The 25,391-nt window shown below is 66.7% G+C and carries 28 protein-coding genes; 10 read left to right on the plus strand and 18 right to left on the minus strand.

What is annotated here, in order from left to right:
• Positions 1–204: 204 nt before the first annotated feature.
• The 7 genes from J2X34_RS09820 to J2X34_RS09850 all read right to left on the minus strand — a co-directional run bounded on the left by J2X34_RS09820 (position 205) and on the right by J2X34_RS09850 (position 6,783).
• A complete protein-coding gene (locus J2X34_RS09820; RefSeq protein WP_429516873.1) occupies positions 205–1,353 on the minus strand; it encodes a steroid 3-ketoacyl-CoA thiolase in 1,149 nt (382 codons plus the stop codon).
• A gap of 80 nt (positions 1,354–1,433) precedes the next feature.
• A complete protein-coding gene (locus J2X34_RS09825) occupies positions 1,434–2,654 on the minus strand; it encodes an alpha-hydroxy acid oxidase (protein ID WP_429516875.1) in 1,221 nt (406 codons plus the stop codon).
• Positions 2,651–3,568, minus strand: coding sequence for an NAD(P)-dependent oxidoreductase (locus J2X34_RS09830; RefSeq protein WP_429516877.1), 918 nt, complete (start codon positions 3,566–3,568; stop codon positions 2,651–2,653). Before J2X34_RS09830 ends, J2X34_RS09825 begins: the two co-directional genes overlap by 4 nt.
• Entirely contained in the window at positions 3,565–3,876 is a 312-nt protein-coding gene (locus J2X34_RS09835; RefSeq protein WP_429516878.1) for a galactose-1-phosphate uridylyltransferase, read from the minus strand. Before J2X34_RS09835 ends, J2X34_RS09830 begins: the two co-directional genes overlap by 4 nt.
• Positions 3,873–4,628, minus strand: a complete 756-nt coding sequence (locus J2X34_RS09840; protein ID WP_429516880.1) for a class II aldolase/adducin family protein — start codon at positions 4,626–4,628, stop codon at positions 3,873–3,875. The genes J2X34_RS09835 and J2X34_RS09840 overlap by 4 nt, the downstream gene beginning before the upstream one ends.
• A 65-nt stretch (positions 4,629–4,693) precedes the next feature.
• Positions 4,694–5,566 carry an alpha/beta fold hydrolase gene (locus J2X34_RS09845; RefSeq protein ID WP_429516882.1) on the minus strand — a complete coding sequence of 291 codons (873 nt, stop codon included), beginning with the start codon at positions 5,564–5,566 and terminating at the stop codon, positions 4,694–4,696.
• 11 nt (positions 5,567–5,577) lie between these two features.
• Positions 5,578–6,783 (minus strand): amidohydrolase family protein, encoded by a 1,206-nt coding sequence (locus J2X34_RS09850; protein WP_429516884.1) that lies wholly within the window; start codon positions 6,781–6,783, stop codon positions 5,578–5,580.
• A gap of 98 nt (positions 6,784–6,881) precedes the next feature.
• On the opposite strand from J2X34_RS09850, the gene J2X34_RS09855 reads away from it, so the two are divergent.
• Positions 6,882–7,613: an IclR family transcriptional regulator gene (locus J2X34_RS09855; RefSeq protein ID WP_429516886.1), complete on the plus strand. Its 732-nt coding sequence runs from the start codon at positions 6,882–6,884 to the stop codon at positions 7,611–7,613.
• Positions 7,614–7,892: 279 nt separating this feature from the next.
• On the opposite strand, the gene J2X34_RS09860 is transcribed toward J2X34_RS09855, so the two are convergent.
• The gene (locus J2X34_RS09860; protein WP_429516888.1) at positions 7,893–9,254 is read right to left on the minus strand and encodes a flavin monoamine oxidase family protein; all 1,362 of its coding nucleotides are present in this window, start codon (positions 9,252–9,254) and stop codon (positions 7,893–7,895) included.
• A 456-nt stretch (positions 9,255–9,710) separates the two neighbouring features.
• Here J2X34_RS09860 and J2X34_RS09865 point away from each other — a divergent pair, with 456 nt between their 5' ends.
• Positions 9,711–9,908, plus strand: a complete 198-nt coding sequence (locus J2X34_RS09865) for a hypothetical protein (RefSeq protein ID WP_147283514.1) — start codon at positions 9,711–9,713, stop codon at positions 9,906–9,908.
• Positions 9,909–10,094: 186 nt separating this feature from the next.
• Positions 10,095–10,958: a galactan export ABC transporter permease subunit Wzm/RfbD gene (gene wzm, locus J2X34_RS09870; protein WP_429516891.1), complete on the plus strand. Its 864-nt coding sequence runs from the start codon at positions 10,095–10,097 to the stop codon at positions 10,956–10,958.
• A 400-nt stretch (positions 10,959–11,358) separates the two neighbouring features.
• Here wzm and J2X34_RS09875 read toward each other — a convergent pair whose 3' ends face one another.
• On the minus strand, positions 11,359–12,546 hold the full coding sequence (locus J2X34_RS09875) for a glycosyltransferase 87 family protein (protein WP_429516893.1): 1,188 nt from the start codon (positions 12,544–12,546) through the stop codon (positions 11,359–11,361).
• Positions 12,547–13,083: 537 nt separating this feature from the next.
• Here J2X34_RS09875 and J2X34_RS09880 point away from each other — a divergent pair.
• Both J2X34_RS09880 and clpX read left to right on the plus strand, forming a co-directional pair.
• The gene (locus tag J2X34_RS09880; protein WP_429516895.1) at positions 13,084–14,172 is read left to right on the plus strand and encodes a TetR/AcrR family transcriptional regulator; all 1,089 of its coding nucleotides are present in this window, start codon (positions 13,084–13,086) and stop codon (positions 14,170–14,172) included.
• A gap of 44 nt (positions 14,173–14,216) precedes the next feature.
• Entirely contained in the window at positions 14,217–15,512 is a 1,296-nt protein-coding gene (clpX, locus tag J2X34_RS09885) for an ATP-dependent Clp protease ATP-binding subunit ClpX (protein WP_429516897.1), read from the plus strand.
• Between the two features lie 167 nt (positions 15,513–15,679).
• Here the strand turns inward: clpX and J2X34_RS09890 are convergent, their stop codons facing one another.
• The 5 genes from J2X34_RS09890 to J2X34_RS09910 all read right to left on the minus strand — a co-directional run bounded on the left by J2X34_RS09890 (position 15,680) and on the right by J2X34_RS09910 (position 19,525).
• Positions 15,680–16,330: a hypothetical protein gene (locus J2X34_RS09890; protein WP_429516899.1), complete on the minus strand. Its 651-nt coding sequence runs from the start codon at positions 16,328–16,330 to the stop codon at positions 15,680–15,682.
• A 188-nt stretch (positions 16,331–16,518) separates the two neighbouring features.
• Positions 16,519–16,650 (minus strand): hypothetical protein, encoded by a 132-nt coding sequence (locus tag J2X34_RS09895; RefSeq protein ID WP_302675466.1) that lies wholly within the window; start codon positions 16,648–16,650, stop codon positions 16,519–16,521.
• An 84-nt stretch (positions 16,651–16,734) separates the two neighbouring features.
• Positions 16,735–18,345, minus strand: coding sequence for an alpha/beta hydrolase (locus J2X34_RS09900; RefSeq protein ID WP_429517183.1), 1,611 nt, complete (start codon positions 18,343–18,345; stop codon positions 16,735–16,737).
• Positions 18,346–18,359: 14 nt separating this feature from the next.
• A complete protein-coding gene (locus tag J2X34_RS09905) occupies positions 18,360–19,028 on the minus strand; it encodes a vWA domain-containing protein (RefSeq protein ID WP_429517185.1) in 669 nt (222 codons plus the stop codon).
• Between the two features lie 137 nt (positions 19,029–19,165).
• Positions 19,166–19,525, minus strand: coding sequence for a YybH family protein (locus J2X34_RS09910; RefSeq protein ID WP_174913701.1), 360 nt, complete (start codon positions 19,523–19,525; stop codon positions 19,166–19,168).
• A 233-nt stretch (positions 19,526–19,758) separates the two neighbouring features.
• On the opposite strand from J2X34_RS09910, the gene J2X34_RS09915 reads away from it, so the two are divergent.
• On the plus strand, positions 19,759–20,025 hold the full coding sequence (locus J2X34_RS09915; protein ID WP_174913704.1) for a hypothetical protein: 267 nt from the start codon (positions 19,759–19,761) through the stop codon (positions 20,023–20,025).
• A 53-nt stretch (positions 20,026–20,078) separates the two neighbouring features.
• Here J2X34_RS09915 and J2X34_RS09920 read toward each other — a convergent pair whose 3' ends face one another.
• On the minus strand, positions 20,079–20,426 hold the full coding sequence (locus J2X34_RS09920; protein WP_174913706.1) for a hypothetical protein: 348 nt from the start codon (positions 20,424–20,426) through the stop codon (positions 20,079–20,081).
• A 2-nt stretch (positions 20,427–20,428) separates the two neighbouring features.
• A complete protein-coding gene (locus tag J2X34_RS09925; protein ID WP_174913709.1) occupies positions 20,429–20,797 on the minus strand; it encodes a hypothetical protein in 369 nt (122 codons plus the stop codon).
• Positions 20,798–21,125: 328 nt separating this feature from the next.
• On the opposite strand from J2X34_RS09925, the gene J2X34_RS09930 reads away from it, so the two are divergent.
• From J2X34_RS09930 to J2X34_RS09945, 4 genes are all read left to right on the plus strand, one after another.
• The gene (locus tag J2X34_RS09930) at positions 21,126–21,614 is read left to right on the plus strand and encodes a hypothetical protein (protein ID WP_429516902.1); all 489 of its coding nucleotides are present in this window, start codon (positions 21,126–21,128) and stop codon (positions 21,612–21,614) included.
• 129 nt (positions 21,615–21,743) lie between these two features.
• Positions 21,744–21,887: a hypothetical protein gene (locus tag J2X34_RS09935; RefSeq protein ID WP_174913712.1), complete on the plus strand. Its 144-nt coding sequence runs from the start codon at positions 21,744–21,746 to the stop codon at positions 21,885–21,887.
• Between the two features lie 40 nt (positions 21,888–21,927).
• Positions 21,928–22,413: a GDSL-type esterase/lipase family protein gene (locus tag J2X34_RS09940; RefSeq protein ID WP_429516904.1), complete on the plus strand. Its 486-nt coding sequence runs from the start codon at positions 21,928–21,930 to the stop codon at positions 22,411–22,413.
• Positions 22,414–22,480: 67 nt separating this feature from the next.
• Complete coding sequence (locus tag J2X34_RS09945; protein WP_429516905.1) at positions 22,481–23,398, plus strand: AurF N-oxygenase family protein; 918 nt, start codon at positions 22,481–22,483, stop codon at positions 23,396–23,398.
• Between the two features lie 76 nt (positions 23,399–23,474).
• Here J2X34_RS09945 and J2X34_RS09950 read toward each other — a convergent pair whose 3' ends face one another.
• Entirely contained in the window at positions 23,475–24,446 is a 972-nt protein-coding gene (locus tag J2X34_RS09950) for a 2-hydroxyacid dehydrogenase (protein WP_429516906.1), read from the minus strand.
• A 1-nt stretch (position 24,447) separates the two neighbouring features.
• Entirely contained in the window at positions 24,448–25,209 is a 762-nt protein-coding gene (locus tag J2X34_RS09955) for an SDR family NAD(P)-dependent oxidoreductase (protein WP_114722146.1), read from the minus strand.
• Positions 25,210–25,391: the final 182 nt, after the last annotated feature.

Raw genomic sequence — 25,391 nt, forward strand, 5'->3', positions numbered from 1 at the left:
TTGCAGCAAAGGATGTTTCGGACCTTTGCCGCCGCCGAATGGGACCCTAGCAGGCCGCGGCATTCAGCGTGCGGCAAATCACACCGGAGTGGAATCGTGGATTCTGCAGACCCGGCCGTGCTCGTTCCGAGCAGCCGGAACGGGCACACGACAGAACGTCGTGCGCCTTCCGAAGACATTGCATGGCAATGGTGTTCACATAGTTCAGATCCGCTCGACGATCGCCCCGGACGCCATCGCCCCGCCGGCGCAGACGGCGACCAGCGCACGTTCACCGTCACGGCGCTCGAGCTCGTCCATCACCGCGGCAATCAGTCGCACGCCCGACGACCCGACAGGATGGCCCAGAGCGATGGCTCCGCCGTTGACGTTGAGACGGTCCTCGTCGACGCCGTGCACCCGGGCCATGGACATGGGCACCGCCGCGAAGGCCTCGTTGACCTCGAAGAGATCGATATCCTTGACGGACAGGCCTGCTCGGTCGAGCAGGTACTCGGTGGCCTGCACCGGACCGTCCAGGAGGAAGTGCGTCTCCGCGCCGATGAGGCACTGCGCGACGATCCGGGCACGCGGGCGCAACCCGAACTCCCGGGCGACGTTCTCGTCCATCAGCACCGCGGCCGCGGCGCCGTCGGAGATCTGCGACGAGGTCCCCGCGGTGTGCAGCCCGCCCTCGAGAACGGGGTTCAGGCGCGCGAGCGCCTCCATCGACGTCTCCCGCAGGCCCTGGTCACGGGACACCGCGGTGGGCGCCTGCCCGTCCGCGCCGGGAACCTTCACGGGGATGATCTGGCCGTCGAATCGACGGTCCTCCCACGCAGCGGCCGCACGCTGCTGCGACCGTAGGCCGAACGCGTCGAGGTCCTCGCGCGTGAATCCCCGTCGCCTCGCGATTCGGTCGGCGCCCTCGAACTGGGCCGGGATGTCCACACTCCAGCCCGGCGGCTTGGGGCTGCCGAAGTCGCCGCTGATGTTGGACAGCAGAGGCACCCGGGACATCGCCTCGACGCCGCACGCCATGCCCGCATCGATGACGCCGGCAGCGATCTGGGCCGCGATCAGATTCACCGACTGCTGACCGGAACCGCACTGCGAGTCGATCGTCGTCACGCCCGTCCGCTCCGGCAGGCCCGCGTGCAGCCACGCGTTGCGACTGACGTTCGACGCCTGCTCGCCCGCCTGGGTGACGCAGCCGCCGATCACCTGCTCGATGATGTTCGGATCGAGATTCAGACGCTCGAGCAGTCCCGACTGGACCGCACCCAGAAGTTGCGCGGCATGCAGGCCGGACAGCCAGCCACCACGTCGACCGATCGGCGACCTGGCCGCATCGACAATCACCGGTGTACCCATTGCAGTCCTCCTCGAGCAGCGCGAACGTCTGGAACGTGATTCTTGATACCGAGGAATCCGCGGCAGTTGTGGCGCAAGTCTCACTGGGTGGTAACGGTCGACATTCCAATCTCGTCCCGCTCGCCGCCGCGCACGGGACGCACGTGTGATCGGTCGAGATCCCGGATGTCGCGCACACCGAGGAGCGTCAGACCCCGCTCGATCTCCGACTTCAGGATCGTCAGCACGTGCTCGACGCCGCGGTCGCCTGCCACCGCCATCCCGTACAGGCACGGTCTGCCGATCAGCACCGCGTCCGCGCCGAGTGCGAGCGCCTTGAGCACGTCCGTGCCGCGCCGGATCCCGCCGTCGAGGAGCACCTCGGCCCGCCCGGCGACCGCGTCGGCCACCGCCGGCAGCGCCGACACCGACGGCACACAGCCGTCCAGTTGGCGGCCACCGTGATTCGACACGACGACGCCGTCGAGACCGAGGTCGACAGCGCGGACGGCATCCTCGGCGCGCAGCACCCCCTTGATGTAGAGGCGGCCGTGCCAGTTGTCCCGCATCCAGGCCAGGTCGTCCCAGTTCAACCGCGACTGCACGAGGTGCCGCTCCTGGATCTCGATCGAGGCGAGCGCCGCGGTCACGCCGTCGCCGGACGCGAGGTTGCGGCCGCCGATCCGCCGATGCCGTACGACGTCGTAGGCCCATCTCGGGTGCCGGGAGACGTCGAGCAGTCGGCGTGGCGTCAGGACGGGCGGCACGCCCATCCCTTCGCGCTTCTCGCCCTCGCGGTTGCCGACGGTCGGGACGTCGACCGTGACGAACAGTGACCGGAAGCCGGCGGCCCACGCGCGGCGCATCAGGGCCGCGGCCACCCCGCCCGCACCGGGGTACAGCTGGAACGCGTGCGACTCGGTGGCCGCGTCGGCGACCTCCTCGACCGACCACGTCGATGCCGTGCTCACGACACAGCGGGTTCCCACGCGCTCCGCCGCGCGGATCGCGTCGAGGTCTCCGCTCCACCGGGTGAGGCCGTTGAAGCCGGTGGGCGCGGTGAGCACCGGCATCGAGAGCGGCAGCCCGGCCACCTCGGTGGCGAGGTCGTGGGTGTCGTGGCCGGCCAGGACACTCGGCACGAGCCACCAGTCGTCGAACGCCGAACGGTTGCCCGCGACGGTGCGCAGGTCGTCGGCCCCGCCCTCGACATAGGTCCACACCATGCGCGGCAGACGTCGTCGCGCGGCACGGCGGTAGTCCTCGACGTTGAGCAACTCGTCGGAGTCCTGCCAACGCCAGTCGAACCCGAACGCCTTCATCGGGACACCGCCACACGGGATCCGTCGGTTCCGTCGGCGTACGCCGCGATCTTCCGCACCGCGGCGGCCCAACAGCGGTCGCGGACGTCGTCGGTGATGCCCGCCGCGTGCGGTGTCACCACCACCCCCGGTGCGGTCCAGAGACCGTGATCGGCGGGCAGCGGTTCGGGATCGGTGACATCGAGGATCGCGTACACGCGCTCCTCGCGGGTTGCCGCGAGCAGTGCCTCCGTGTCCACGAGCTCGCCGCGTCCTGCATTGACCAGCACCGCACCGTCCTTCATCGTCGCGAGGAACACCGCATCCACGAGGTGCACCGTCGAATCGTCGAGCGGCAGCGCCAGGATCACGACGTCCTGGTCACCGAGTTCGGCCCGGCCGCGTTCGACGTCCATGACTCCCGCACGCGCCGTCCGTCCGACCAGGGTGACCGTACAACCGAACGGTTCGAGTCGTCGGCGAAGGTTCTCGCCGATGTCGCCCGCCCCGAACACGAGCACGCGCTTGTCCGACAACGTCCCGGTGGGGTGCGCCTGCCACCGCTGCTCCTGCTGCTTGATCCGGTAGCCCGCCAGATCGCGGACGTGGGCGAGCAATTGCGCGACGACCCACTCGGCCACCGCCCCGCCGTGCGCCCGGTCCGCGTTCGACACGCGCACGCCGTCGGGCACGACGTTCGTCCAGCGCTCGACGCCCGAACTGAACAACTGCACCATCCGCAGCCGGGGCAGCTGCGCGAAGAGGGGGCCGGCGTCCGCGGGATCGAATCGGTGCGCCACCAGAACCTCCGCGTCGCACGCGATGTCCGGCAGCCGACGGCTCTCCGGGTCGTACACGACGGCGCAGACGTTCGGCACCTGCGCGAGGGCCGACACGCCGCGCTCCTCGGGAACGAGCACCAGGATCGGCGTCATCGGACGATCTCCGCGCCCTCGGCCCTCCGCGCCGCCACCCGCGCGAGGATGTCGGCCGGCCAGATCGGCCGCGCATGCTGGCGATAGTGCTCCCAGGTCGCCTCGAGTACCTCGGATTCGGTACAGCCGCCCAGCAACTCGGCCCAGTAGTACTCGTCGAGGCGTTCGCCGGGTGCACGCCGCTCGATCCCGGAGATGATCCGGATGACCTCGCGGCACGTGAAGATGTCCGCCGCTCGTTCCGCCGAGGCGGGACGGACCTCGGCCGGGCCCGCTCCCGTCCCCTCCGCGATCGATGGCACGGTCATCGCGGCCTGGACAGGATCTTCTCGGCGAGAACCGGATCCGCCCGCAGCCCCGAACGCACCGCCGCCTCCCAGAAGCCGTGGTACCCGTTGCCGTCGTTCTTCAGTTGCCGGTCGAGCCACCAGTCCGGGAGCGACGTCTTGTCGGGACCGCCGGCCACCCGCACCATCCATGCGTTCTTGCAGCGTTGCTCGAGGGCGACCGCACGGAGGAACACTGCCCGCGCGGTGTCCGCGATGACGAAGACGCCGTGTCCACCCAGCAGCGCCCGATCCGCGTCGCCGATCGCGCGGACCGCCTTCTCGGCGGCCTCCATGCTGTTGACGGCGCCGTCGTACTCGTCGACGAGAACCAGCTCACCCCCGCCGAGGCTGGAGCTCTGGTCGTACGCCGGCGGCACCTCCTTGATGTCGCCCCACACCGTGCCGTACTCGGAGTGGTTGTGCAGTGCGTACACCACGTCCGGGCGGGCGTTGTGCAGCGCCAGGTGCAGCGGGATGCCGAGTGGTACCGGCCAGGATCCTTCGATCAGGTTGCCCTGCAGATCGATTCGGAGAATGTCCTCGGGGTACATCTCCTCCCACGTCAGCAGCCACGGATTGCACAGCAGCGTGCCGTCGCCGAGGTTGTAGGTGATGTGACCGGCCAGGTGGTCGCGGTATCCCTCGTTCCAGAGGGTGCGGCCGAGCATCACGATCTCCTCCCGGGGATCGAGTTCAGGGATCAGGCGATCTGCGGTCGGTGTGAAGGTCATTGACGTTTCTCCTCTCGGTCCCGAGGCGGGCCGGCCTCGGGTGGTGCTGGGCCTGGGTGTCGGGTTCAGGCGAGTCGCCCGCACCGCCAGGGCTCGAGGAACTCCCCGACGGCCCTCACGACATCGGCGGGCGAGTCGTCGATGAAGAAGTGCCCTCCCGGAATCGGTTCCCCAGTCACGTTGTGCGCGAATCTCTTCCATACGTTGAGCGGATGCTCACGCCGGGCGAGCAGACCCCGGTCGCCCCACAGGACGAGGACGGGGCAGGTGATCCGGCGGCCGGCGTCGAGCGCGTCGTGTTCGAGGTCGACCGACGCGCCGGCTCGATAGTCCTCGCACGTCGCGTGGACCACGGCCGGATCCCGGAAGTAGCTCTTGTAATGTTCCACGTCCTCGTCCGACATCGAGGTCGGTGCCCCTCCGGCCAGACCCAGCACGTTCTCCATCCAGGCATCCGGGTTTCCGTCGATGAGCTGCTCGGCGAGCCGGTGCGGCCGGATCAGGAAGAACCAGTGGAAGTACGCCGTGGCCAGCTGCCGATCGGTGGTCGCGTAGACCTCCGAGGTCGGCAGGATGTCCAGCAGCGCCGCCTGTGCCACCTTCTCCGGATGATCCAGACACATGCGATGCACGATCCGGGCACCCCGATCGTGGCCGGCGACCGCAAATCTCTCGAAGCCCAATCTGCGCATGACTTCCACCTGGTCGCCGGCCATCGACCGCTTGGAATACGTCGCATGGGCGTCGTCGCCCGCCGGCTTGCTGCTCTCGCCGTAACCACGAAGATCGGTGGTGACGACCGTGAAACGGTCGGCGAGGTCATCGGCAACCCGCTGCCAGACTCGCCGCGTCTGCGGGTAACCGTGCAGCAGCAACAGCGGCGGCCCCGAGCCCACCACCCGAGTGGCGATCTCCACGTCACCCACGTCGACGAGCAAGCCCCTCCCCCTCAGCCTCGGGGAAGGACGATCTCGGGCAGCGGATGCCGGTACAGCTTGGCGGCGTTCTCGCTGCACATCATTCGCAGGTCCTTCGCGGGGAACCCGCCCCAGTACTGCTCGACGACGCTCTGCGTGTGCGGCCACGTGCCGTCCCCGTGCGGGTAGTCGGTCTCGAGCATGATGTTCTCGACTCCGATCACGTCGCGCAGCGCGATCGTCGACGGGTCGTCGAGCGTGCAGAACCAGAAGTTGCGGCGCAGGATGTCCGCCGGACGGTCGGCCCAGCCCAGGCCGTAGCCCGATCGGTCGATGATGTTGTCCAGTCGGTCGATCAGCATCGGCACCCACCCGATCCCACCCTCGCTCATCGCGATCTTGAGCGTGGGGTGGTCCTTGGGATAGCCCGACCACAGCCACTCGCTGCAGGCGGCGAGGGAGAGCTGCCCGAACATCGTGGCGCCCAACTGGAGTCCGGGCGCACCCTGCGGGTACTGGTACATGCCGGAGCTGCCCACGTGCAGGGAGATGACGGTGTCGGTGTCGACGCACGCCTGGATGATCGGGTCCCAGTGGTCGCGATCCCACAGGGAGGGAAGCCCGATCGCGTGCGGACGCTCGGGGAAGGTCACCGAGGTGAAGCCGCGCTCGGCGTTGCGCTCGATCTCCTTGACGGCCTCGACCTGATCGGTGAGATAGGTGATGCCGCCGGGGATCACACGGGTCGGATACTCGAGGTACCACTCGTTGTAGAGCCAGTCGTTCCATGCGCGCACCGCCGCGATGCCGACCTCCTTGTCGGAGGCATGCGCGAATACACGGCCGCAGAACCCGGTGATCTGGGACGGGAAGTTGAGCATCGCCCAGATGCCGCCGAGATCCATGTCCTTGACGCGCGCATGGATGTCGTAGCAGCCCGGCCGCATCTGGTCGAAGCGGAACGGCTCGTACTTGACGGATTCCTTGCGTCGGCCGGCGACCGCGTTCATGCCGACCTGGGAGTAGATGTTGCCGTCGAACTCCCAGACCTGCGCGCCCTGTTCGTTCTCGAGGATCTTCGGTCCACGGTCCTTCAACGCCGCGGGCATCCAGGTCTCGAACAGGTGCGCCGGCTCCACCACGTGGTCGTCGACGGAGATGACCGTGTACTTGACCTCGGCCTGCTCGGGCTCGGGGTTGAAGAGGGCGGGATCGAGTTCCTGATTGACAGCCGTCACGGAAATCTCCTTCGTCGAATCGCGGTGCAGCGCAGCCCCTTGCGGAGGTAGTATCGATATGCGATACTCGCTATCACTTTCAGATACACACAGTAGGAGTGATCCAGATCGCAGTCAAGACACTCGGCACACTCGCGCGCGGTCTTCGTGTCGTCGAGGCGGTTGCCGCGCACCAGCCCATCGGTCTCACTGCGCTGTGCCAGGAACTCGGCGAGGACAAGAGCGCCATGCAGCGCACGCTCGCGACGCTGCACGAGGCCGGCTGGATCCGCCCACTGGCGGATGCGCCGCCACGGTGGGAACTGTCGACCAAGCCGTTGGTCGTCGCCGGTCGCGCACTCGACACGTCACCCCTGCCCGCACGCGCCCGCCCACTGCTGGCTTCCATCCGCGACGAGACGGGCGAGACCGCGCACCTCGCGCTGCTCGACGGAACGACGATCGTCGTCGTCGACGTCGCCGAGGGCCGGCAGATGGTCCGCACCGCACTGCATGTCGGCGCGGTCCACCCGCCGGAAACCAGCGCCGCAGGACGCGCCATCTTTGCCCACCTCACCCCCGAGGGGCGCACAGATCTGGCGGACGCCCCCGGCATGCTGCTCACGGATGCCGAGTACGACGAGATCCGCGAGCGCGGCTGGTCGCTGTGCGAGGGCGCCGTCCAGCAGGGATCGACAAGCATCGCCTCGGCAGTCACGGACCTGAGCGGGAAACCGTTGGGCGCACTCGTGGTCAGCGGGCCCGACAGTCGGCTCACCCCCGAGAAGTACGCCGCGGCCGGAACTCTGCTCCGGAACGCGGTCGCCGAACTCGGCGGAGGGCGCCACTAGGGCATAGCGGGACGTGCCGACGGATTTTGTTCCGTGGCAGACGATCTGGAAGCGTCACCGCCGCTACGCCGGCGACGGGACCTGGGACACGATCTTGACTGCGCTACTCGCACACGCCGATGCGAACGGGCTGGTCGACTGGACCGCGTCGGTGGACTCGACGGCTTGTCGAGCCCACACGCACGGCTCGAACCTCGCGCGCGACACAGGAGACACGCTCGAGGGGGTCGCCGATCCAGACGGTGTCATCCAGGGGACGCGTTGTAGCCGGGTGCGTGGTCATCCGATCCTGGAGATGAGGCCGGCCTCGCGGCGGCCTGAGAGCAGCGCCCCGTGGACGGTGGAGGCTTCGGTGGCATGCGTGGCCTCACCGGCGAAGAAGACTCGGTTACCGATCGGTTCGGCGACGATGGCTCGGTCGTCGGGTGTGGAGTCGATTCCGGGGTACGAGTAGGAGCCGCGGGCGTAGGGATCGGTCGACCAGCGAGTCAGCCGGTAGGCACGGGGCTCGGGCACACTCTCGCCGTACATGGCACGCAGGCCACGCATCCCCTCGGCGACGGTCGCGGTGTCATCGAGGTTTTCGATGCGGCGCGCTACCGACCCGCCGCGTAGCGCCACGATCACCGGCACACCGGTGACGGAATGGAGCGGATACCACGCGGCCATCGACTCGTTCGGCAGGCCGAACTGGGCGATGACCTCGGCGTCGTCCCAGAACTGGGTGTCGAAGCGCAGGTACAGCTTGTTGTAGACGCCCATGCCGAGGCGCCCGATCGCCTCCTGTTTCGCCGCGGGCAGCGGCGGGTCGAAGGCGACGGCACCGGCCTGCAACACACCCAACGGCAGGGTGACAACCACGTGGTCGGCGGCGAAGACACCGCGGTCGGTGTGCACCCGGACGCCGGCGGCGTCGTGGGCGATGCGATCGACGACGTGACCCACGCGCACGTCCAGGCCCTCGGCGAGCCCGGTCGCGATCTCGTCGTAGCCGCGGGGGAAGACCACCTCGTCGCCGCCGTAACCGTCTTCATACCGCGCGATCCACAGCGGGACCTGGCCGGCGTCGGCGCCGAAGGCGTCCTGGATGAACTGTTGGACGGTGTCCCGGACGTGGTCGGCGCGGATCCCGGTCAGGCCCAGCTGCGTCAGGACCGGGTCGACGGCGGCCGCGAAGGAGGTGTTCGCGAACGCCGGCTGTGCGGACATGTCCTGAATCGCGGCCATGGCCGCCTCGACGTCGGTGCCGTACTCGGTCATCGCGGCCGGGTCCAGGTGTCGGCTGCCACTGTAGGTGGTGATCTCGTCCGTATTGAGCACCACGGTGGGAAGACCGAACTCGTCGCGCAGCTCTGTGACGGGGTTGCCGTCCACGCCGTGGATCCAGGATGCGCCCAGATCCAGAGGCATGTCCTGCCAGGTGCGATCGGTCGACAGTCGGCCTCCCACACGGTCGCGTGCTTCGATCACCGTGACCTGACGCCCGTCCCGGACCAGGTCGCGCGCCGCGGTGAGTCCCGCGATCCCGGCTCCGATCACCAGAACCGAACCGGTGGGCTGCGTGGATGCATCGGCACTCCGGCACATCCGGCCTGCGGTGGACGCGTTTGCGCGGATTTTGGACGGGCCATTCGGACTCATAATGGTTCCTTCCTCGAGGGACGTTCGATGCGGGTTGCCCCCCGCCACGCTCCAGGGTCATCGCCTCGACCACGTCGGCGCGTTGTCGGCTCAGCGGTCTTCGGGGCGCGGGATTTCAGTGGGCGGGATCTCGGTGACACTCCAGCCCGTGAAGAATCGGCGGGCATTCACGAGATAGTTCCGCAGATGCCGGAAGAGCGCCGTTACCTCCCAAAACTGCATATTCATACCCGATGGTCTCATATGCTCCGGAAGCGCAGCGTGTTCGTCCCGTTTCGCCTGACCTCCGGTAGCCCACCAAAATGCAGGGCTGCGGTGCGGGGGTCGCAACGGCCTCCCCTGCACGCTCGGCAATCGCCATGCGTCACAGTGGAAGCGGCCGGTGCATATGGTCCGCGTATGGGGAAATCACCGAATCGCGTGCGCCCATCCTGGAGAGTGCTGGTTGGATTCGGCGTGGCGTTCGTACTCGCCACGAGCCGGCTGCTGCTCACAGCACCCGGGCAGCTGCCGTCGTACTTCGACGGGTCCGGAGAGATCACCGAATGGACACTCCGCGGCGCTACTGGTGGGCGTGACGCGAATGCGCGCAGGCTGACCGCGATGACGGTCGAGATGCAGCGAGGATGGGCGGGACACACCGCGCTATTTTGACCGATCCCGGAGACGTCGTAGCTACTCGCTTGAAGTCGTCCTTCACCGGACTACCCAGCCAGATAGCTGATCCGCGTTGCCGGCAGAGTGGTCCGGGGCAGGAAATCACACAGAAATGATGTTCGCGGTGGGGCGAAGCACGTTGCTTACCTGGGACTGCACGCGAAGCCGCTAGCCTCGGGTTCCATGCCACTAGTCTCGGACGAAGTGCTGGCCCCTACCTCCGACATCCACGTTGCTGATTCTCGGACGTTCCGGCGGGCGTTCCAGGATCTGAGGGAGGGGTTCACTCAGCGGGAACTGTGGCTCGCCCTCGGGTGGCAGGACATCAAACAGAGGTACCGTCGTTCGGTGATCGGCCCGTTCTGGGTCACCATCGCCACTGGCGTGCAGGCGACTGCGATGGGCCTGCTCTACGCCGGTTTGCTTCATATTCCTCTGAACTTCCTCCTTCCCTACGTCACCGTCGGATTGATCGTGTGGAACCTGATCAACGCATCAATCCTGGAGGGCTCCGAGGTCTTCGTTGCCAACGAGGGTCTGATCAAGCAGTTGCCGTCGGCCCTGAGCGTGCATGTCTATCGCCTGGTGTGGAGGCAGGTGCTGCTCTTCGCCCACACTCTGGTGGTGTACGTGGTTTTGCTGTTCGCATTCGGGGTGTGGCACAACATGCACTGGACTGCGGTAGCGGCCATCCCCGCATTTGCGCTGCTCGTCCTCAACTCGCTGTGGGTATCGATCGTGTTCGGCATCTTCGCCACCCGCTACCGCGACATCGCACCGATCCTCGGCAGCCTGACGCTGCTGCTGTTCGTGCTCACTCCGGTCATGTGGACCACGCAGGCTCTCGGCGACCGGGCCGGAGAACGTGCACGCATCGCGGAGATCAACCCGCTCTACCACTATCTCGAGATCATCCGGGCGCCGCTGCTCGGACAGGACCAGCGGGCGTACCACTGGTACATCGTGCTGGGCTTCACCGCCGCCGGGTGGGCACTCGCGATCTACGCCCTCCGCAAGTATCGGGCTCGTGTGCCTTACTGGGTGTGACTCGCTGACAACAGCGAGCCGAGTCCGTCACCGAGGCCCTGACCTATCCGTAGAAGAGGGGGCTCGTGGGTCGAGTCCCAGCAAACGAGGCCTGCAGCGGCGGGCGCCAGCATTGCCCCGGGACCTGGGCCATCGGCTAAGCGCCAGGCGCCGCGCCCTCCGGAACGACGTCGCCCTCATCAACACTCAGCACTGCACCGGTCTCCGCGTCGATGAGAACGGACGTGACCTTCGACGACATCAGAAGCTCCCTTTCCTCGTCCGAAATCCGATCCAGCGAACCCGAGTTGGGGTCCTGAGCACCCCGCTGAGGGCAACCTCGGGGGTGCTTCCCCTCGCGCATCCGAAAGCAGTCCCCGGAACAGCGAGGACTGCTGGCCCGACATCACGATGGGGGCAGTCAGCGGTTGGCACGGATGGCGCGGATGTCGCCACGGCTCAACTCACGGGCTGCCGGCCTGTTCCGATAGGCCCCGAAGGCAAGCCACACCAAGAACCCGAACCCGACCGTCACGTAGAGAGTGCCGAATCCGTGCTGCCACAGGGCCCAGTCGAGCTCGCGATCCCCGGCCGTCGGCAACAGGTGTTGCGGGCCGATCAGGAAGAGTGCACCGATACCGGTGGCGGCGACGGCATTCCATGCAGAAGGCGCGCGCACCACCGCGAGCGCCAGGACCAGCAGCGCTGGGGCTGCCCACACCCAGTGGTGCGACCACGACACAGGCGAGGCCAACAGGACTGCCGTCGCGTTCGCGATCAACGCAACGACCAGATCGTCGTGGTCGATTGCGCGGCGGATCGCGATCACCGCGACCACCAGCATCACGACGACTGCGACCAACCACAGGACCGACCCGAGGTGCTCGGGCGGCCCGAATCGCGAGATGACCGCCTTGAAGGACGCGTTGTTGGCGAAGTAGGCCGGGCCGATCCGGCCCGTATCCGGGAGGGTCTGCAACCAGTATTTCGTGGACGCCTCGGGCATCACGGCGAAAGCCAGCGCGGTGAATCCGAGGGCCGCGACGACGATGCGGCCACTGGTCCGCCAATCGCGTTTGAGCAGGAAGAGCAGCAGGAAAGCTATGGGGGTCAGTTTGATCGCGGCCGCGAGCCCGATCAGTAGCCCGCGTGGCCATTTCGGCTTCTCCGTCAGCACATCGACTGCGACCAATGCCATCAGAACCATGTTGATCTGCCCGAAGCTGATGGTTTCGCGAACGGGCTCGAGTTGCAGTGCGACGGCGACCGCGACAGCAGTCATGGTCCACGAGGCCCGCGCGCCCACATCCGGCCTCACACGTGCAAGGACCATCCGTAGTGTCACCGCCAGCGCGGCGACAGATACAAGGGTGAACACGAGCTTGCCGAGCCCGAGGGGCATCAGCGCGAGCGGGACGAACAACATTGCCGCGAGCGGCGGGTACGTGAACGGCAGCCCGAAATCGCCGACCACGGGCGGCAACGCGCCGTAGATGTCTCCGCCGTCGAGCAGCACCCTCGCGCCCATGCGGTAGACGAGCAGGTCTATGTAGTCGTTCCCTGCGAGGAAGCTGACGGTCAGGCCGGCCGAAATGGCCAACGCCGCCACCGCAACAGCGGCGCCTGCACGGCTGCGGAAGAACAGTTCAGATGATGTCAGACCGACTCGGTTTTGCCCTGAATGCCGCACTAGACAAACCTAACAGCCGGTATTCAAATATTCGGCGACATGCCGATCGGGCCGCGGGCGGCGGGTTGACACCACACCGCGCGGCCTGCCGGGCCGTCAGAGAGCGGCCGCACCTAGGGGTCCCAGGCGAGCAAGGGCGTGATAGTTCGAGCCAGGGCCTACTCGCCTTCCACAGATTCGGCAGATGACGTCCACGGCGGCACGGTAGGCAGGCTCAACGTGCGCGAGCTTCGGCAAGGACGTCATCGACAGTCGTCGATGCACTGGTCAGGCGCCCGACAGTTGCACTTCCCGCGCTCGCCCCCCGGCATCGCCGATAGCTCTGTTTGAAGGGCGGTCCAGTGATCGAACACTCCCCAGGCGGAGCACCCCCGTGTACATTCGGATGCTAGCAACATTCGGATGATTACAGCATTTGAAATGGGATGAATCAGAGGGAGGGGAGGAATCGGAGCGATGGCGCGGCTGACGAGGGTCCAGCAGCAAGAGCTCAACCGGCGCAGGGTGCTCGCGGCAGCCCGAGCCGAATTCTCCGAGCGCGGCTTCCGCAAAGCGACCGTGGACGACATCGCCATCCGCTCGGACCTCACCCGGGGCGCGGTGTATTCCAACTTTCCCGGCAAGCGTGCCCTGTATCTAGCGGTCCTCGCGGAGGAGGCGGAGAACGCCGGCGAAGTCCTGAACACTTATGCAGATGACCCGGAGGGCGCGCTGGCGGTGTTCGCGAGCACTTGGGTGGATCGACTGCCCCGGACCAACAACTACGAGTATCAGGGATCAGTTCAGCTCACCTCTCCGATGCTCGGCGTGGACCTTATCCCCGAAATCCTCACTGACGAACGGTTTCAGCGGCCGTTCGCCCAGTTGGTGAAGCTCGATGCCATACTTCTCGGCTTGGCCCTCGAGGGACTTTCCCGGGCCGCCGAGCGCATGGTCGGCGTCGCCGAATCCGTGCTCACCGTTCTGTACGGTGCAAGCGAATTATCCTTCGTTGCACCCGATTTCGTGGATCACTCCAAGGTGATCGCAACCTGTCGACACATCACTGGAATCGTCATCGACGATCCGTGGATTCTTCCGGCAACTGACGTCGCTGTGAATTCCGTCGACGAGGAGTGGGCCGTCGCCAGGGCAACCGATGTTGTTCGCGGCAAGCCGACGGCGATCGACGACGGAATCGTTGCCGTAGTCGGGATGAACCGGCTCGAGTGCATCGAGCACCTGGTCCGTACAGCACCCCGTGAATCGCCAGTCACCGCTGTTCTCGTAACCGCTGACATCGCCGAGCTAGCGCCACTGGCACGATTGGCACTCGCCGATATGTGCCGGTCGCTGCGCCAAGCCTTCCCCTCCGCCGCGTGGCCGCGCGTGCAGGTGATGGTCGACCCCAACGGTGAGATCGCCGCAGCCTGCGGGTTGTCGAACGTCGATGACGACACCGAGGGTGCCGTCTCCATCTCCGATGGACGCATCACCTCGCGCAGCATCGGCCCCGGTGCCTGCGCACGCGCCGACGCCCTCACCGCACGAACTCGAGACCACTGACGCGCACATTTCACCCACCCATCAGCGTTGACGAGGAGTGAGACATGGCACAGATCAGCGATAGCGGTGGCCTGTTGAAATGCTCGTTTTGCGGCAAGGGCCAGAAGCACGTGCGGAAGCTGATTGCCGGCCCCGGCGTCTACGTCTGCGACGAGTGCATCGACCTGTGCAACGAGATCCTGGAAGAAGAGTTGGCCGAACCCGGAATTCTCGAACGCGAAGGCATGCCCACCCCGGCCGAAATCTGCGCTCACCTCGACCAATACGTCATCGGTCAGCACGCTGCCAAGCGGTCGCTCGCTGTCGCCGTCTACAACCACTACAAGCGAATCCGCGCCGCGCGCGACAGCAGCGAGGCCTCCGACGGTGACACTGTCGAACTCACGAAATCGAACGTCCTGATGCTCGGGCCGACAGGCTGTGGAAAAACCTATCTCGCACAAACTCTCGCCCGCATGCTCAAAGTCCCCTTCACGATCGCCGATGCCACGGCCCTCACCGAAGCCGGCTACGTCGGCGAGGACGTCGAGAACATCCTCCTCAACCTGATCCAGGCCGCGGACTTCGACGTTCATCGAGCCCAGACCGGGATCATCTACATCGACGAAATCGACAAGGTCGCCCGCAAGAGCGAGAACCCGTCGATCACCCGCGACGTCTCGGGCGAAGGCGTCCAACAAGCTCTCCTGAAAATCCTCGAAGGAACCCAAGCAAGCGTTCCCCCACAAGGCGGCCGCAAACACCCGCACCAAGACTTCATACAGATCGACACCACAAACATTCTCTTCGTCGTCTCCGGAGCCTTCGCAGGGCTCGAGAAGATCGTTGCCAACCGAGTCGGTCACCACGGCATCGGGTTCGGCGCCGAGATCCGATCCAGAGACACCGACACCCCAGACGACCTCGACGACGTGATGCCCGATGACCTTCACAAGTTCGGCCTCATCCCCGAGTTCATCGGCCGCCTTCCGATTGTGACGGCAGTGCGCCCCCTCGACAAAGATGCGCTCGTCAAGATCCTCACCGAGCCGAAGAACGCGCTCGTCAAGCAATACGCACGCCTCTTCGAAATCGACGGCGTCACACTCACCTTCACGGCCGATGCTCTCGATGCGATCGCCTCCCAAGCGATCATCCGAGGAACCGGCGCCCGGGGCCTGCGAGCCATCATGGAAGAAGTGCTCCAGCACTTCATGTACGACATCCCCAGCCGCGACGACATCGCAGACGTGGTCATCGACGAAGACATCGTCCGCGCCAACACCAACCCATCCATCGCCGAACAGCGCCGCGACCGAAGCAACGTAACGCACGACACCACCGGCCGCGAAGCAGGCTGATCCAGCACCCCAGCACGGCTCGGGCAATCCATCTACATTGACCACGATCGACGCTGTCCTCGACATGGTTGTTGTCACACCGCAGGTCAGAGCCCCGGGAAATGACAACTCCGGTGGCGATTCACAGCCCGCCAGCCCGACGACCGACGGACCCGGCCGGCGGCGGGCTACCGCGACGGCCGGGCTTCGTCGATCAGCGTGGTCCGAACGAACCACACAATGCGCTCGGTCACATCGAAGTCGTATGTGACGCCGATTCGTAAGCGGTCGGTGATGGTCCTGTGCGGTGATCGCAGTCCAGTCGTGCTGAGGGCAGCAGCACCACCGAGAGCTGTCACGGTGATGACCATCGTGGCGAAGAACTGGTGCCGGCGGATCCATTGCGCCACAGTCGTCCTCGGAAGCACCCGCTGCTGCAGGTGTTCGAGGGTCGACTGTGGCGTGGACCGCGTGATGATCCGGGAGGTCGAGCCGTTGACGGTGTTGATGAGCACGTCGAAGTCGTAGACCTGTCCGACTACCAGGCTGTCGATGATCGCGCCGGTCTGCGGGGTCGACAGAGTCCCGCAGGTCGTGCCGATCTTCGCCGATTCCTTGCCGCGGAACCATCCAGGTTTCCGGATCGAGAGCACTTCGCAGCCTTCGGCGTGCCCGGTGCTTGTGGTCCGGTCAGTGGTGGACACGAGGCCGACGATCAACAACGGCGCCGGCACGGCGATCATGGCGGCCGCGCAGATCATCGCGATCCGCGCGCCCCGCACACTCCACATGCCCTGACTGTCGGCCAACTCCCCCTCCTGCACTTCCAGATCCTCCACCCCTGGGCACGTCCTCGACCCGGAGCACATCCCCGGGATCAATCGTAGGCGCCAGAAGCCGACAGACCGGACAGCTGTGGTGTCCCGAGGCCACGGTCGGCTGCCGCCGCTGACGAGCCGACGCTGCGCTGAAATGGTCAGCACAAGAGCCACTTTCCTCGGATTCGTGTGCCGCCGCGATTACACCCTCAGCGATCGTCCGAGGAACCGGCTCCCGCGGACTGCACGTCATCCTGGGCTAAGTGCTCCAACATCTCTCGTAGCCGAACGACGAGCGCGATCAGGAAGCCGGCAAGCTCATCCCCCGCCAGATCGGCCACCTGCTCGACCTTGCAAGCGCTTCGAGCCTGCGGTCGACATCGCCTGCCACGCAGAAGAACCGGCTGTCGACCTGCGCACACGCGCTACAGCGGCGCGGTTATCGGCGCCTCCGGGACGCGCGTGACGGTGGTGGCCCCGGTCAGCAGGTAGTCCGTGATCGCTGTGTCGACCGTGGTGTTGCCGCCTTGGATGGCGGCGCCGTGGTCCCCGCCTTCCACGGTGACCAGGTGCGCGTTCATGTCGCGGGCATGTCGGACACCCCCGTCGTAGGGCGTCTGCGGGTCCCGCAATCCCTGCAGCACGAGGGGCGCCGTGGCCAAACCGTGGTTGCCGATCTCCGGTAGCGCGGTCACCGGCGGCGCCCCTGCGCACCCCGGACCTGCGCTGTAGCCGTAGCCGATGGCGTCGAACAGGTCGCCCGTGACGAACGTCGAGAAGAGCCAGCCCGGGAGCCGCTCTGGCCGCGGCGCGACCGCGTTCTCGTTGCAAAGCACGATCGCCTGCATCATCTGGGCCTGGACAATCGAGTTGAGTTGGTCCTCGGTGACGTCGCTGGGCACACCCTCGGGAAGTGCCCCGAGGCCGTCCCGGATGACGCGGGCGACCATCGGCCAGCTGTTCCGAGCGGGAAGCACTTGGCGTGTGAGGGCATAGATACTCGACGCGGACTGAGCGTGAGCGGGATCGGCGAGACGACGCAAGAACGCCTCGAACTGGACCCGGGCGGGCCCGGTGAGGTCGACACCGGCCCGGTACGCATCGGCGACATTCTCCAGGCCGGGTGGGACGTCGCCGATCTGGGCCGGTGGGGGCGCGAGGGTGGGGTTGCCCCCCGCTTCCCCGACGATACGGTCGGACCAGCGCTGGTACACCTGCAGCGGAGTGCCGCCGAGGCCGTAGATCGCGTCGTTCGCCGCGATCCAGTCCATGAGGTCATAGAAGCGCGCCTTGTAGCCGTCGTTCTGGTGCCACAGGACGTCGTTCCACAGCCACTCGCGATCGACCGCCGAGTCGAGCACCATCCGTCCCGTGTGCCGCGGGAACAGTGTCGCGTACGTCGAGGCGAGGATCGTGCCGTACGAAAGGCCGTAGACGTCGATCACGTCGACACCGAGCGCGATCCGCACCTGTTCCCAGTCTCGGGCGGTGTTCTCCGTCGTGATGTGCGCGGTGGCGCCGGGTGCCGCACCGTCGCACGCCAGCCGCGCTGCCCCGCCCGCGAAGCCGACGTTCATTGCGGCCAAAAGCTCCGGGGTGACGGCACATTCGACCGCCCCAGCATGCGCGAGACCCCGGGGCTGCACACCGATGAAGTCCCACTGCCGGCGGATCTGCTCGGGAAGCGCCTGCGCGAACATGCCGTTGGACGCGATCGCGTCGCCGCCGGGCCCGCCGGGGTTGGTGAACAGCACGCCCCGGCGCGCGGCCGGGTCCTCGGCGCTGTGACGGGTGACGAGGACGTCGATCGATCCGGCACCGGGATTCGCATAGTCACGCGGCACCGTGACGGTGCCGCACTGGTCGGTGTCCGGATCGAGCGCGTACTCGGCGGGGCACGGGCCCCAGGCCAGCTCCCCGCCCGCTGGGTCGGCGGCAGCCGACGGTACGGCGACGGAAGCGAATCCGACCGTCAACCCGACCGCGACGGCACCGAGGCGAGCCTTCCGGCCGGTGTGGGACTGCGACTTCCGAATACTGTTCCCCGAGTTCAGCACATCCACGACAGTAGTGCGCGCGAGCACTTTCCGCCGAATCGGAGCTGCCCGCACCGGACTACCTGCGGTGCGAACGCATCACGAGCCAGCCGCCGATACCGCACAGAGCGACCACTGCTGCGGCGACTGCGATCGTGACGCCCGTGGTCGAACTCGTTCCAAAGCCGGTCCGTCCGCTGTGTCGGTGTAGGTGCCCCAGTCACCTGGGCCATGCACGTGAGCTGGGCGCGGGCCGCGCTGTCGACCGCGAAACCGATCGCGTGCATCACCGAATCGACGCCCTGGGTCTTCAATTCCCTGGCAACTTCACAGGGATCGGGTGGCGAACAGTTGTACTCGCCATCGGAGACCAGCACGATCGAGCGCGGTCCCGAGCTCGGCATGGCTGCGGCAGCTTCTCGCAGCGCGTTGCCCATCATCGGCGTCCAGCCGCTCTCTTTGACGCCGTCGACCGCACTGCCGAGTGCGTCCCTGTCGAGAGTATCTACCTTGTGCAACACCTGGATGTCACGGCAGCCCGTAGCCTTTTCGGCCTCGTCACTGCCTGTGCCGGTGCCCCACGACGGCCGCTCCTCCGTCGCCCGCCCGTCCAGCCACGAGAAATCCCACCCAGACACCGACACCACCTCGCGGCCACCAGATCCTGGACCCCAGGCCCCCATGCCGATCACCCATTGCAGAACGACGCGGACCGAGCAAACGAAGTTGATGACCGCCTCGATCAGAAGGAGAGGGGATCGAGCGTCGCCGGGCAGGTCCTGGGTCGTCAGTCTCGCAGACCGTAGGCGTTTGTCCGTCGTTACCCGAGGACTTGGGGCTGGTCGATCACCCACAACCAGCTGCCATCCGGCTGCTGGCGAGCTACTTCGACGGTGGCACCACCGTCAGCGAGGTGCACCGATGTCATCGCCAGATCACCGACTCGGAGAGCGGGCCGTGTCTCGCCCGGGGCAAACACCGGGGCGCCCGCGACAAGCTGCTCATAGGCAGCCCGGATCTCGGAAGATCCGGTCGCGACCCGACCATCCGGCAAGGAAAGCACCGCGTCAGGCTCGTACAGTGCGACCAACCCATCCACGTCGCCGGCATTCAGTCGCTCCACAATCAGCCGGTTCAGATCCTCAGGCTCCGCGGCCCGTGTTGTCGTTGTTCCGCTCATAACGTGCAAGCTCCTTGTCAGATTGATCCACTGATGTCGCAAGACGTCTCGTGATTGTGGCAGCCCGGTACGACACAGAAGCACTCACGGTGTTCACGCCAGCGAGGTGATTCGGTCGGTGGTGGACCTGACGTTTCGACTAAGGCTTCGTCGCACAACCTAGCCGCTGACGGGCCGCTCGGTTCACCCGCGCACGTTTGAGTGGCACACTCGGATCAGAGGGGAGGTCGGTCATGCAGCAGAAGCGCAATACCCGGTCTGGGGAGACGTCCGCCAACAAGCCGTACAGGTTCAAATATAAGGACATCACCGCAGCGGCCGGCGCAGGTGCCGCGCTGCTGGGAGGCGACTCACCTGAGCTGGCCGTCGGGAAGGGTGTCGCTGCCCGAGGGTTCGCCGGGGCGACTCAGGCCAGCTACCACGACCAGCTGCGTTGGCGCGCCAAGGTCGCCAACACACACGGGTTCTGGCGGAAGCTAAAGGTCATCGTCATCGGATAGCCCGCTCAGACGACGAAAGGCCCGCCCTGTCGGGGCGGGCCTTCCCATTTCGGTCACTCGTAGTGGTAGAACGCCACGCGCTCGGGATGGTGCAGCGGCCCGAAGATCTGCACGGCGGCACCGCCGTTCCCGCGTGTGGCAGCCAGGTCGATGGACCGCTGGACTGCGTCGCCCGTGCGGAGCTCGGGTCCAAACGTGCTCGTCAGATGCGGGTACAACGGATTCAGCAGCGGACCCGCAATGCGGACCTGCGAGAGCGTCACGGCCTCACCGTGATTGACGTGGATCTCAGTGCCGCCCGCGATCGACTGCACCGTGAACGCCGATGCCGTGCCGGCGCCGAGAGCCAAAGTGGCACACGCGCCCGCCGCCGCGGCCGCGATCTTCACTGCTGCCTTCATGGTCACCACTGCTGGATGACGTCGAAGCGGCTACCCCAGATGGCGGGATCGTTCACGCTGAACTGCATGTAGCCGCCGCGAGCGACGGTCTCGTCGATCACCTGCTGGATCGTCGCGTCCACCCACGTCGGGTGCGTGTCGTAGATCGAGCCGTCGCCGAGGTAGAAGCCGAGCCAATCCCGCGGCACCACGGCGTCCATCGCGTTGCCCGCGCCTAGATCCCGCAGAACACGAGTCTCGCTGTGGTCGAACGAGATTCCCTGGTACCCTTCCCCTGAGTAGAGATGAGCTGCCGATGCCGTGCCGGCGCCGAGTGCCAAAGTGGCGCACGCGCCCGCCGCCGCGGCCGCGACCTTCGCTGCTGTCTTCATGGTCCCCACCTGGGAATCCTCCCTATCCCCGCCGCCGCGAATCGACGGCGATGCCTCGACATCAGCACGCCGCCGAAACGAAAAGCAATCTGACAAGCCGGTTTGTGAGTGATGCCACGAAAATGGGGGAATCGACCGAGCCGATCATGTCGAACGGCTCAGGCCGCGGACCGGTTGCAGGCGGCCCTGCGCCTTCGGGCGACCGCCTCCCCCGCGTTCTCGGCAATCACCCTGCGTCACAGTGGAAGCTGCCGGTGAGTATGGTCCGCGCATGGGGAAATCACCGAATCGCGTGCGCCCATCATCGTGTGCGCTCGTCGGATCCGGCGTGGCGTTCGTACTCGCCACGAGCTGGCTGCTACTCACAGCACCCGGCCAGCTGCCATCGCACTTCGAGGGATCCGGAGAGATCACCGAATGGATGAGCCTCGGCCAGTACGTCACCATCACCTGCGCCTTCGCCCTCGGCACAGCACTGATCTGTGGTGGCGCTCGGTGGTACATCCCCAAGATCCCCGACCGCGCCTTCAATGTGGCCGGACCGCACTCGAACTACTGGACACGGCCCGAGAACAGGAACGAGTTCAACACCAAGTTCATCGCTGACCTCGAGTGGATCGGCGTCCTTGTCACCCTCATCATCGTCGGGGTCACATGCCTATCAGGCATCACCGCCGCCGGAGTACACGTCCCGTTCTGGATCAGGCCGACCGTCACCGTGCTCCCGATACTGACGCTGCTCGGATACGCCGGATACATCGCCTACTCACGTCGATACAGCCCACCACCGCCGACACCCCGCCACCCAAGACCATGACCGACCCGCCGACCGCCCCGTGCGGGTCCGGACTCCACCAGGCCATGTCATCAGCGCACGGAGTGACAGCGGACCTTCGCTCGCCTGGCGCTTGATACGGCGACGGTCGGGAGTGGACGAGGGCGACGCATGCGGCAACCGACCTGGCGGGGAATGACTTTCACGGAGATCATCCGAACCTGGATCCGCTATCAGCGAGCGCGCCTCGCCTGGAGCATCCCCATCCTCACGTTCGTGGCCGTCATGGTCTATATCAACCTGCCCATCAACTAGACACACCGCGCGCCCGGAAACGCCGTGTCTACAGCTAGGGATGATGGAGCGCCTGACCACACCGGTGGACACCTCGATCGACGCTCCGGCCGCGGTATTTCTGCCCGTCGGGACGAACGATATCGGTATGGGCAGGTCCCCCGACCGGGTCGCTGCCGATATGCGGCGGCTGGTCGGCGCGGTGCGCGACCGCGCACCCGAAGTGCCCTTGTTCGTGCAGACCGTGGTGCCCCGGCAACGCCGGTACGCCGGGCGGATCCGCGAACTCAATGGCGCGTACCGGGACATCGCCGAACAGTCCGATGCCGTCTACATCGACCTGTGGCCCGCGCTCGCCGATGAGAACGGCGGCCTGCGAGCCGACTTCACCCGTGATCGCCTCCATCTGGGCGGCGCTGGCTACGCCGCATGGGTCGAGGTGCTCCGGTCGTACACCCATTCGCTGCCCGCTCTAGCAGGCAAAACTCGACGCGGCCGCCGAGTGACCGTTGCCATTGTGACAATGCCCATTGTATGGTTCAGCTAACAGTAACCAGCAGTCACACACAGATGGCTTGCCGCGACTGCGGCCGTGACACGAACGAGGGGTAGTCATGACCACTGCGACTCCGTCGACTCGCACAGCTCTGTCGGTATCCGACCGTGAGGAGACCGCACGTCGGCTGCTCGCGTCGTCGGCACGCAAGTCCTACGACCCGATGGTCGAGGTCGACTGGGACGCCCCGGTCCCCACCGACAAGTTCGGCCTCACCCCCGAGTGGAGCACGCTCTACGGCACCGCACTGTGGGACGAGATGAGCGACGAGCAGAAGATCGAGCTCACCAAGCACGAGGCGGCGAGCGTGTCGAGCGTCGGCCTGTGGTTCGAGATCCTGCTCATGCAGATGCTGCTGCGCGACGTCTACGGCCGCGACAAGCATTCGCGCCACGTGCAGTTCGCGCTCACCGAGGTGGCCGACGAATGCCGCCATTCGGTGATGTTCGCCCGCGCCGGCGAGCGCCTCGGGATGCCCGACTACGGCCCGATCCCGTTCATCCACAAGGCAGGTCGCCTGTGGGGCGGCTTCTTCCGCGGCGCCAACGCATACGCCAGCGTGATGGCGGCCGAGGAGATCCTCGACATGATGCAGCGTGACTTCATGAAGGACGAACGCGTCCAGCCGGTCACCCGCACCGTCAGCAAGATCCACGTACTCGAGGAGGCGCGGCACATCCGGTTCGCCCGCGAGGAGGTCGGACGCCGACTGCAGGGCGCGAGCCGCGCCCGGTTGGCCGTCGAACGCGTCAACACCGCCGCGGTCGTCTACTTCGTCATGAAGAGCATGATTCATCCCGACGTCTACGCGAACGCCGGTCTCGACAAGGAGCGCGCACTCGAGGCGGCCCGCACCAACACCCACCACCACGACATGATCCGCACGTCGGGCTCCAAGCTGATGAGCTTCCTCGACAGCGTCGGCCTCGTCGGCGGCCCGTCGAAGTTGCTCTACAAGAAGGTCCACCTGCTCTGACGGCGGGTCGGAACGATCCATGCCCCGGTCGCCGAGAGACCTGCGACCGGCGCGTGTCGCTGCCTCGACCCTAGAGTCACCGAAGCGTCCAGAGCGGCGCCTCGCCGCGGCACACCCGCGCCACGTTCTGCGCCACCATCTCGAACATCCGGGCGCGAGCGGTGGAACTGCCGCCGGCGATGTGCGGGCTGAGCAGGACGCCGTCGAGTTCGCGCAGCGGACTGTCGGGCTCGAGCGGTTCGTGCGCGAACACGTCCAGTGCCGCTCCCGCCACTGCGCCCGATCGGATGGCGTCGGCGAGCGCGATCTCGTCCACCACCGGTCCGCGGGAAACGTTGACCACCAACGCTTCCGGCGGCAGCAGCGCCAGTTCCCGGTCGGAGATCAGTCCGCGGGTCTGCGGGGTGAGTGGGACCGCCACCACCAGCACGTCCGACTCCGCGAGCAGGTCGCCCAGCGACCGGTAGGGCAGCGCGGACCCCGGATCCGGCCGTCGCGAGTGATACGCGACATCGCACCCGAACGCCTGGAACAGGGCGGCGCAGCGACGGTTGATGTCGCCGAATCCGACGAGGCCCACCCGACGTTCGCCGAGATCGCGGCAGTCGCGCTGCAGGATCGACGCCTGCGGCCAACGGCCGGAACGCATCTCGGCATCCGCCCAGCCGAGGGACCGGCACAGGTTCGCGGTGGCGGCCACCGCCCACTCGGCGACCGAGGCCGCGTTACCGCCGGGCGTGTTCGCCACCGGGACACCGGTTTCCGCCCACGCGTCGAGGTCGATGTAGGCGATGCCGACGCCGGGCTGCTGGATCAGCTCGAGGTGTCGACCCACCGCGGCCTCGGCGGCGCCGAGCGGCAGGCGTCCGCTCCAGTCCGCGACCACGACGTCGACCCCGGGCAGCAGCGCCCGCACCTCCTCGGAGGTGCGGGCACCCGGGCGCACGATCGCGACGGCGGCACCGGCGGCCGCGCGGATCGCCTTCTCGATGCCCGGATCCTCCGTGAGGATCAGGACCCGGTCTGCCGCCGTGCGCGTCGTCACCATGTCAGCCCCAGCGAGACTGCCCGCCGTCGAGCGGAATGGTTGCGCCGGTGAGGTAGCCGGCGTCGTCGCCGACGAGGAACACCACGGCGCGGCCGATGTCGCTCTCGGCGTCACCGATGCGACGCAGCGGGATACCGGCCTTGAACGCCTCCGCCTCCTCGGGGAACCGCTCGATCCAGCCCTCGAGCGCGGGCGACATCGCGTGCGGCGCGATGGAGTTGACGCGGATGCCGTCGATGCCCCACTCGCAGGCCGCGGCGCGGGTCAGCGAGCGCATACCCTCCTTGATCGAACCGTAGGCGCCGTAGTTGCTCGCGTCCCAGCGGACCGCCGCCGACGTGACGAGGTTGACGATCGATCCGCCGCCACGCTCCTTCATCGACGGGTAGCACGCGCGCATCAGGCGCAGCGTCGCGAGCGGTCCGGTCGCGAACGACCGCTCGAAGTCCTCGTCCTTGACCGACAGCAGCGGCCCGGGGCCGCAGTCGTTGGCGTTGTTGACGAGGATGTCGACACCGCCGAAGAACCCGACGGTCCGCTCGACGGCGGCCTCGATGTCGGCCGCGTCGCTCACGTCGCACCGGACAGGTAACGCCTTGCCGCCGTAGGCCTCGATCTGCTCGACCGTCGTGACCAGCTTGGACTCGGTGCGCCCCGCGACCGCGATCGACACACCCTCCTTCGCCAGCGCGTGCGCGATGCCCTGGCCGATGCCCTGCCCGGCGCCCGTGATGAGTGCGACCTTGCCGTCAAGCTTGCCCATGTGTACCTGCTCTCGGTATGTCGTGAGAAACGCGGAGACCTGGTGCTACAACCCTCCAGTCGGATATTCTTAACCAAGCATTTGCTTGTCCGCAGCGTTTTCGCGAAATTCGCGACGAAAGATTCTGAGCCCCACGGATCCTCGTGGGGACGGGCACTCCGCTACAACCGCTGCGCCACACA

This window comes from Rhodococcus sp. BE178 (assembly GCF_050433545.1).
GTDB lineage: Bacteria > Actinomycetota > Actinomycetes > Mycobacteriales > Mycobacteriaceae > Prescottella.

Excerpts from the sequence above, each read along its gene's own strand:
- J2X34_RS09820 (WP_429516873.1), bottom strand. The coding sequence starts at position 1,353 with ATGGGTACACCGGTGATTGTCGATGCGGCCAGGTCGCCGATCGGTCGA.
- J2X34_RS09825 (WP_429516875.1), bottom strand. The coding sequence starts at position 2,654 with ATGAAGGCGTTCGGGTTCGACTGGCGTTGGCAGGACTCCGACGAGTTG.
- J2X34_RS09830 (WP_429516877.1), bottom strand. The coding sequence starts at position 3,568 with ATGACGCCGATCCTGGTGCTCGTTCCCGAGGAGCGCGGCGTGTCGGCC.
- J2X34_RS09835 (WP_429516878.1), bottom strand. The coding sequence starts at position 3,876 with ATGACCGTGCCATCGATCGCGGAGGGGACGGGAGCGGGCCCGGCCGAG.
- J2X34_RS09840 (WP_429516880.1), bottom strand. The coding sequence starts at position 4,628 with ATGACCTTCACACCGACCGCAGATCGCCTGATCCCTGAACTCGATCCC.
- J2X34_RS09860 (WP_429516888.1), bottom strand. The coding sequence starts at position 9,254 with ATGAGTCCGAATGGCCCGTCCAAAATCCGCGCAAACGCGTCCACCGCA.
- wzm (WP_429516891.1), top strand. The coding sequence starts at position 10,095 with ATGCCACTAGTCTCGGACGAAGTGCTGGCCCCTACCTCCGACATCCAC.
- J2X34_RS09880 (WP_429516895.1), top strand. The coding sequence starts at position 13,084 with ATGGCGCGGCTGACGAGGGTCCAGCAGCAAGAGCTCAACCGGCGCAGG.
- clpX (WP_429516897.1), top strand. The coding sequence starts at position 14,217 with ATGGCACAGATCAGCGATAGCGGTGGCCTGTTGAAATGCTCGTTTTGC.
- J2X34_RS09905 (WP_429517185.1), bottom strand. The coding sequence starts at position 19,028 with ATGGGGGCCTGGGGTCCAGGATCTGGTGGCCGCGAGGTGGTGTCGGTG.
- J2X34_RS09910 (WP_174913701.1), bottom strand. The coding sequence starts at position 19,525 with ATGAGCGGAACAACGACAACACGGGCCGCGGAGCCTGAGGATCTGAAC.
- J2X34_RS09915 (WP_174913704.1), top strand. The coding sequence starts at position 19,759 with ATGCAGCAGAAGCGCAATACCCGGTCTGGGGAGACGTCCGCCAACAAG.
- J2X34_RS09920 (WP_174913706.1), bottom strand. The coding sequence starts at position 20,426 with ATGAAGGCAGCAGTGAAGATCGCGGCCGCGGCGGCGGGCGCGTGTGCC.
- J2X34_RS09925 (WP_174913709.1), bottom strand. The coding sequence starts at position 20,797 with ATGAAGACAGCAGCGAAGGTCGCGGCCGCGGCGGCGGGCGCGTGCGCC.
- J2X34_RS09935 (WP_174913712.1), top strand. The coding sequence starts at position 21,744 with ATGCGGCAACCGACCTGGCGGGGAATGACTTTCACGGAGATCATCCGA.
- J2X34_RS09940 (WP_429516904.1), top strand. The coding sequence starts at position 21,928 with ATGATGGAGCGCCTGACCACACCGGTGGACACCTCGATCGACGCTCCG.
- J2X34_RS09945 (WP_429516905.1), top strand. The coding sequence starts at position 22,481 with ATGACCACTGCGACTCCGTCGACTCGCACAGCTCTGTCGGTATCCGAC.
- J2X34_RS09950 (WP_429516906.1), bottom strand. The coding sequence starts at position 24,446 with ATGGTGACGACGCGCACGGCGGCAGACCGGGTCCTGATCCTCACGGAG.
- J2X34_RS09955 (WP_114722146.1), bottom strand. The coding sequence starts at position 25,209 with ATGGGCAAGCTTGACGGCAAGGTCGCACTCATCACGGGCGCCGGGCAG.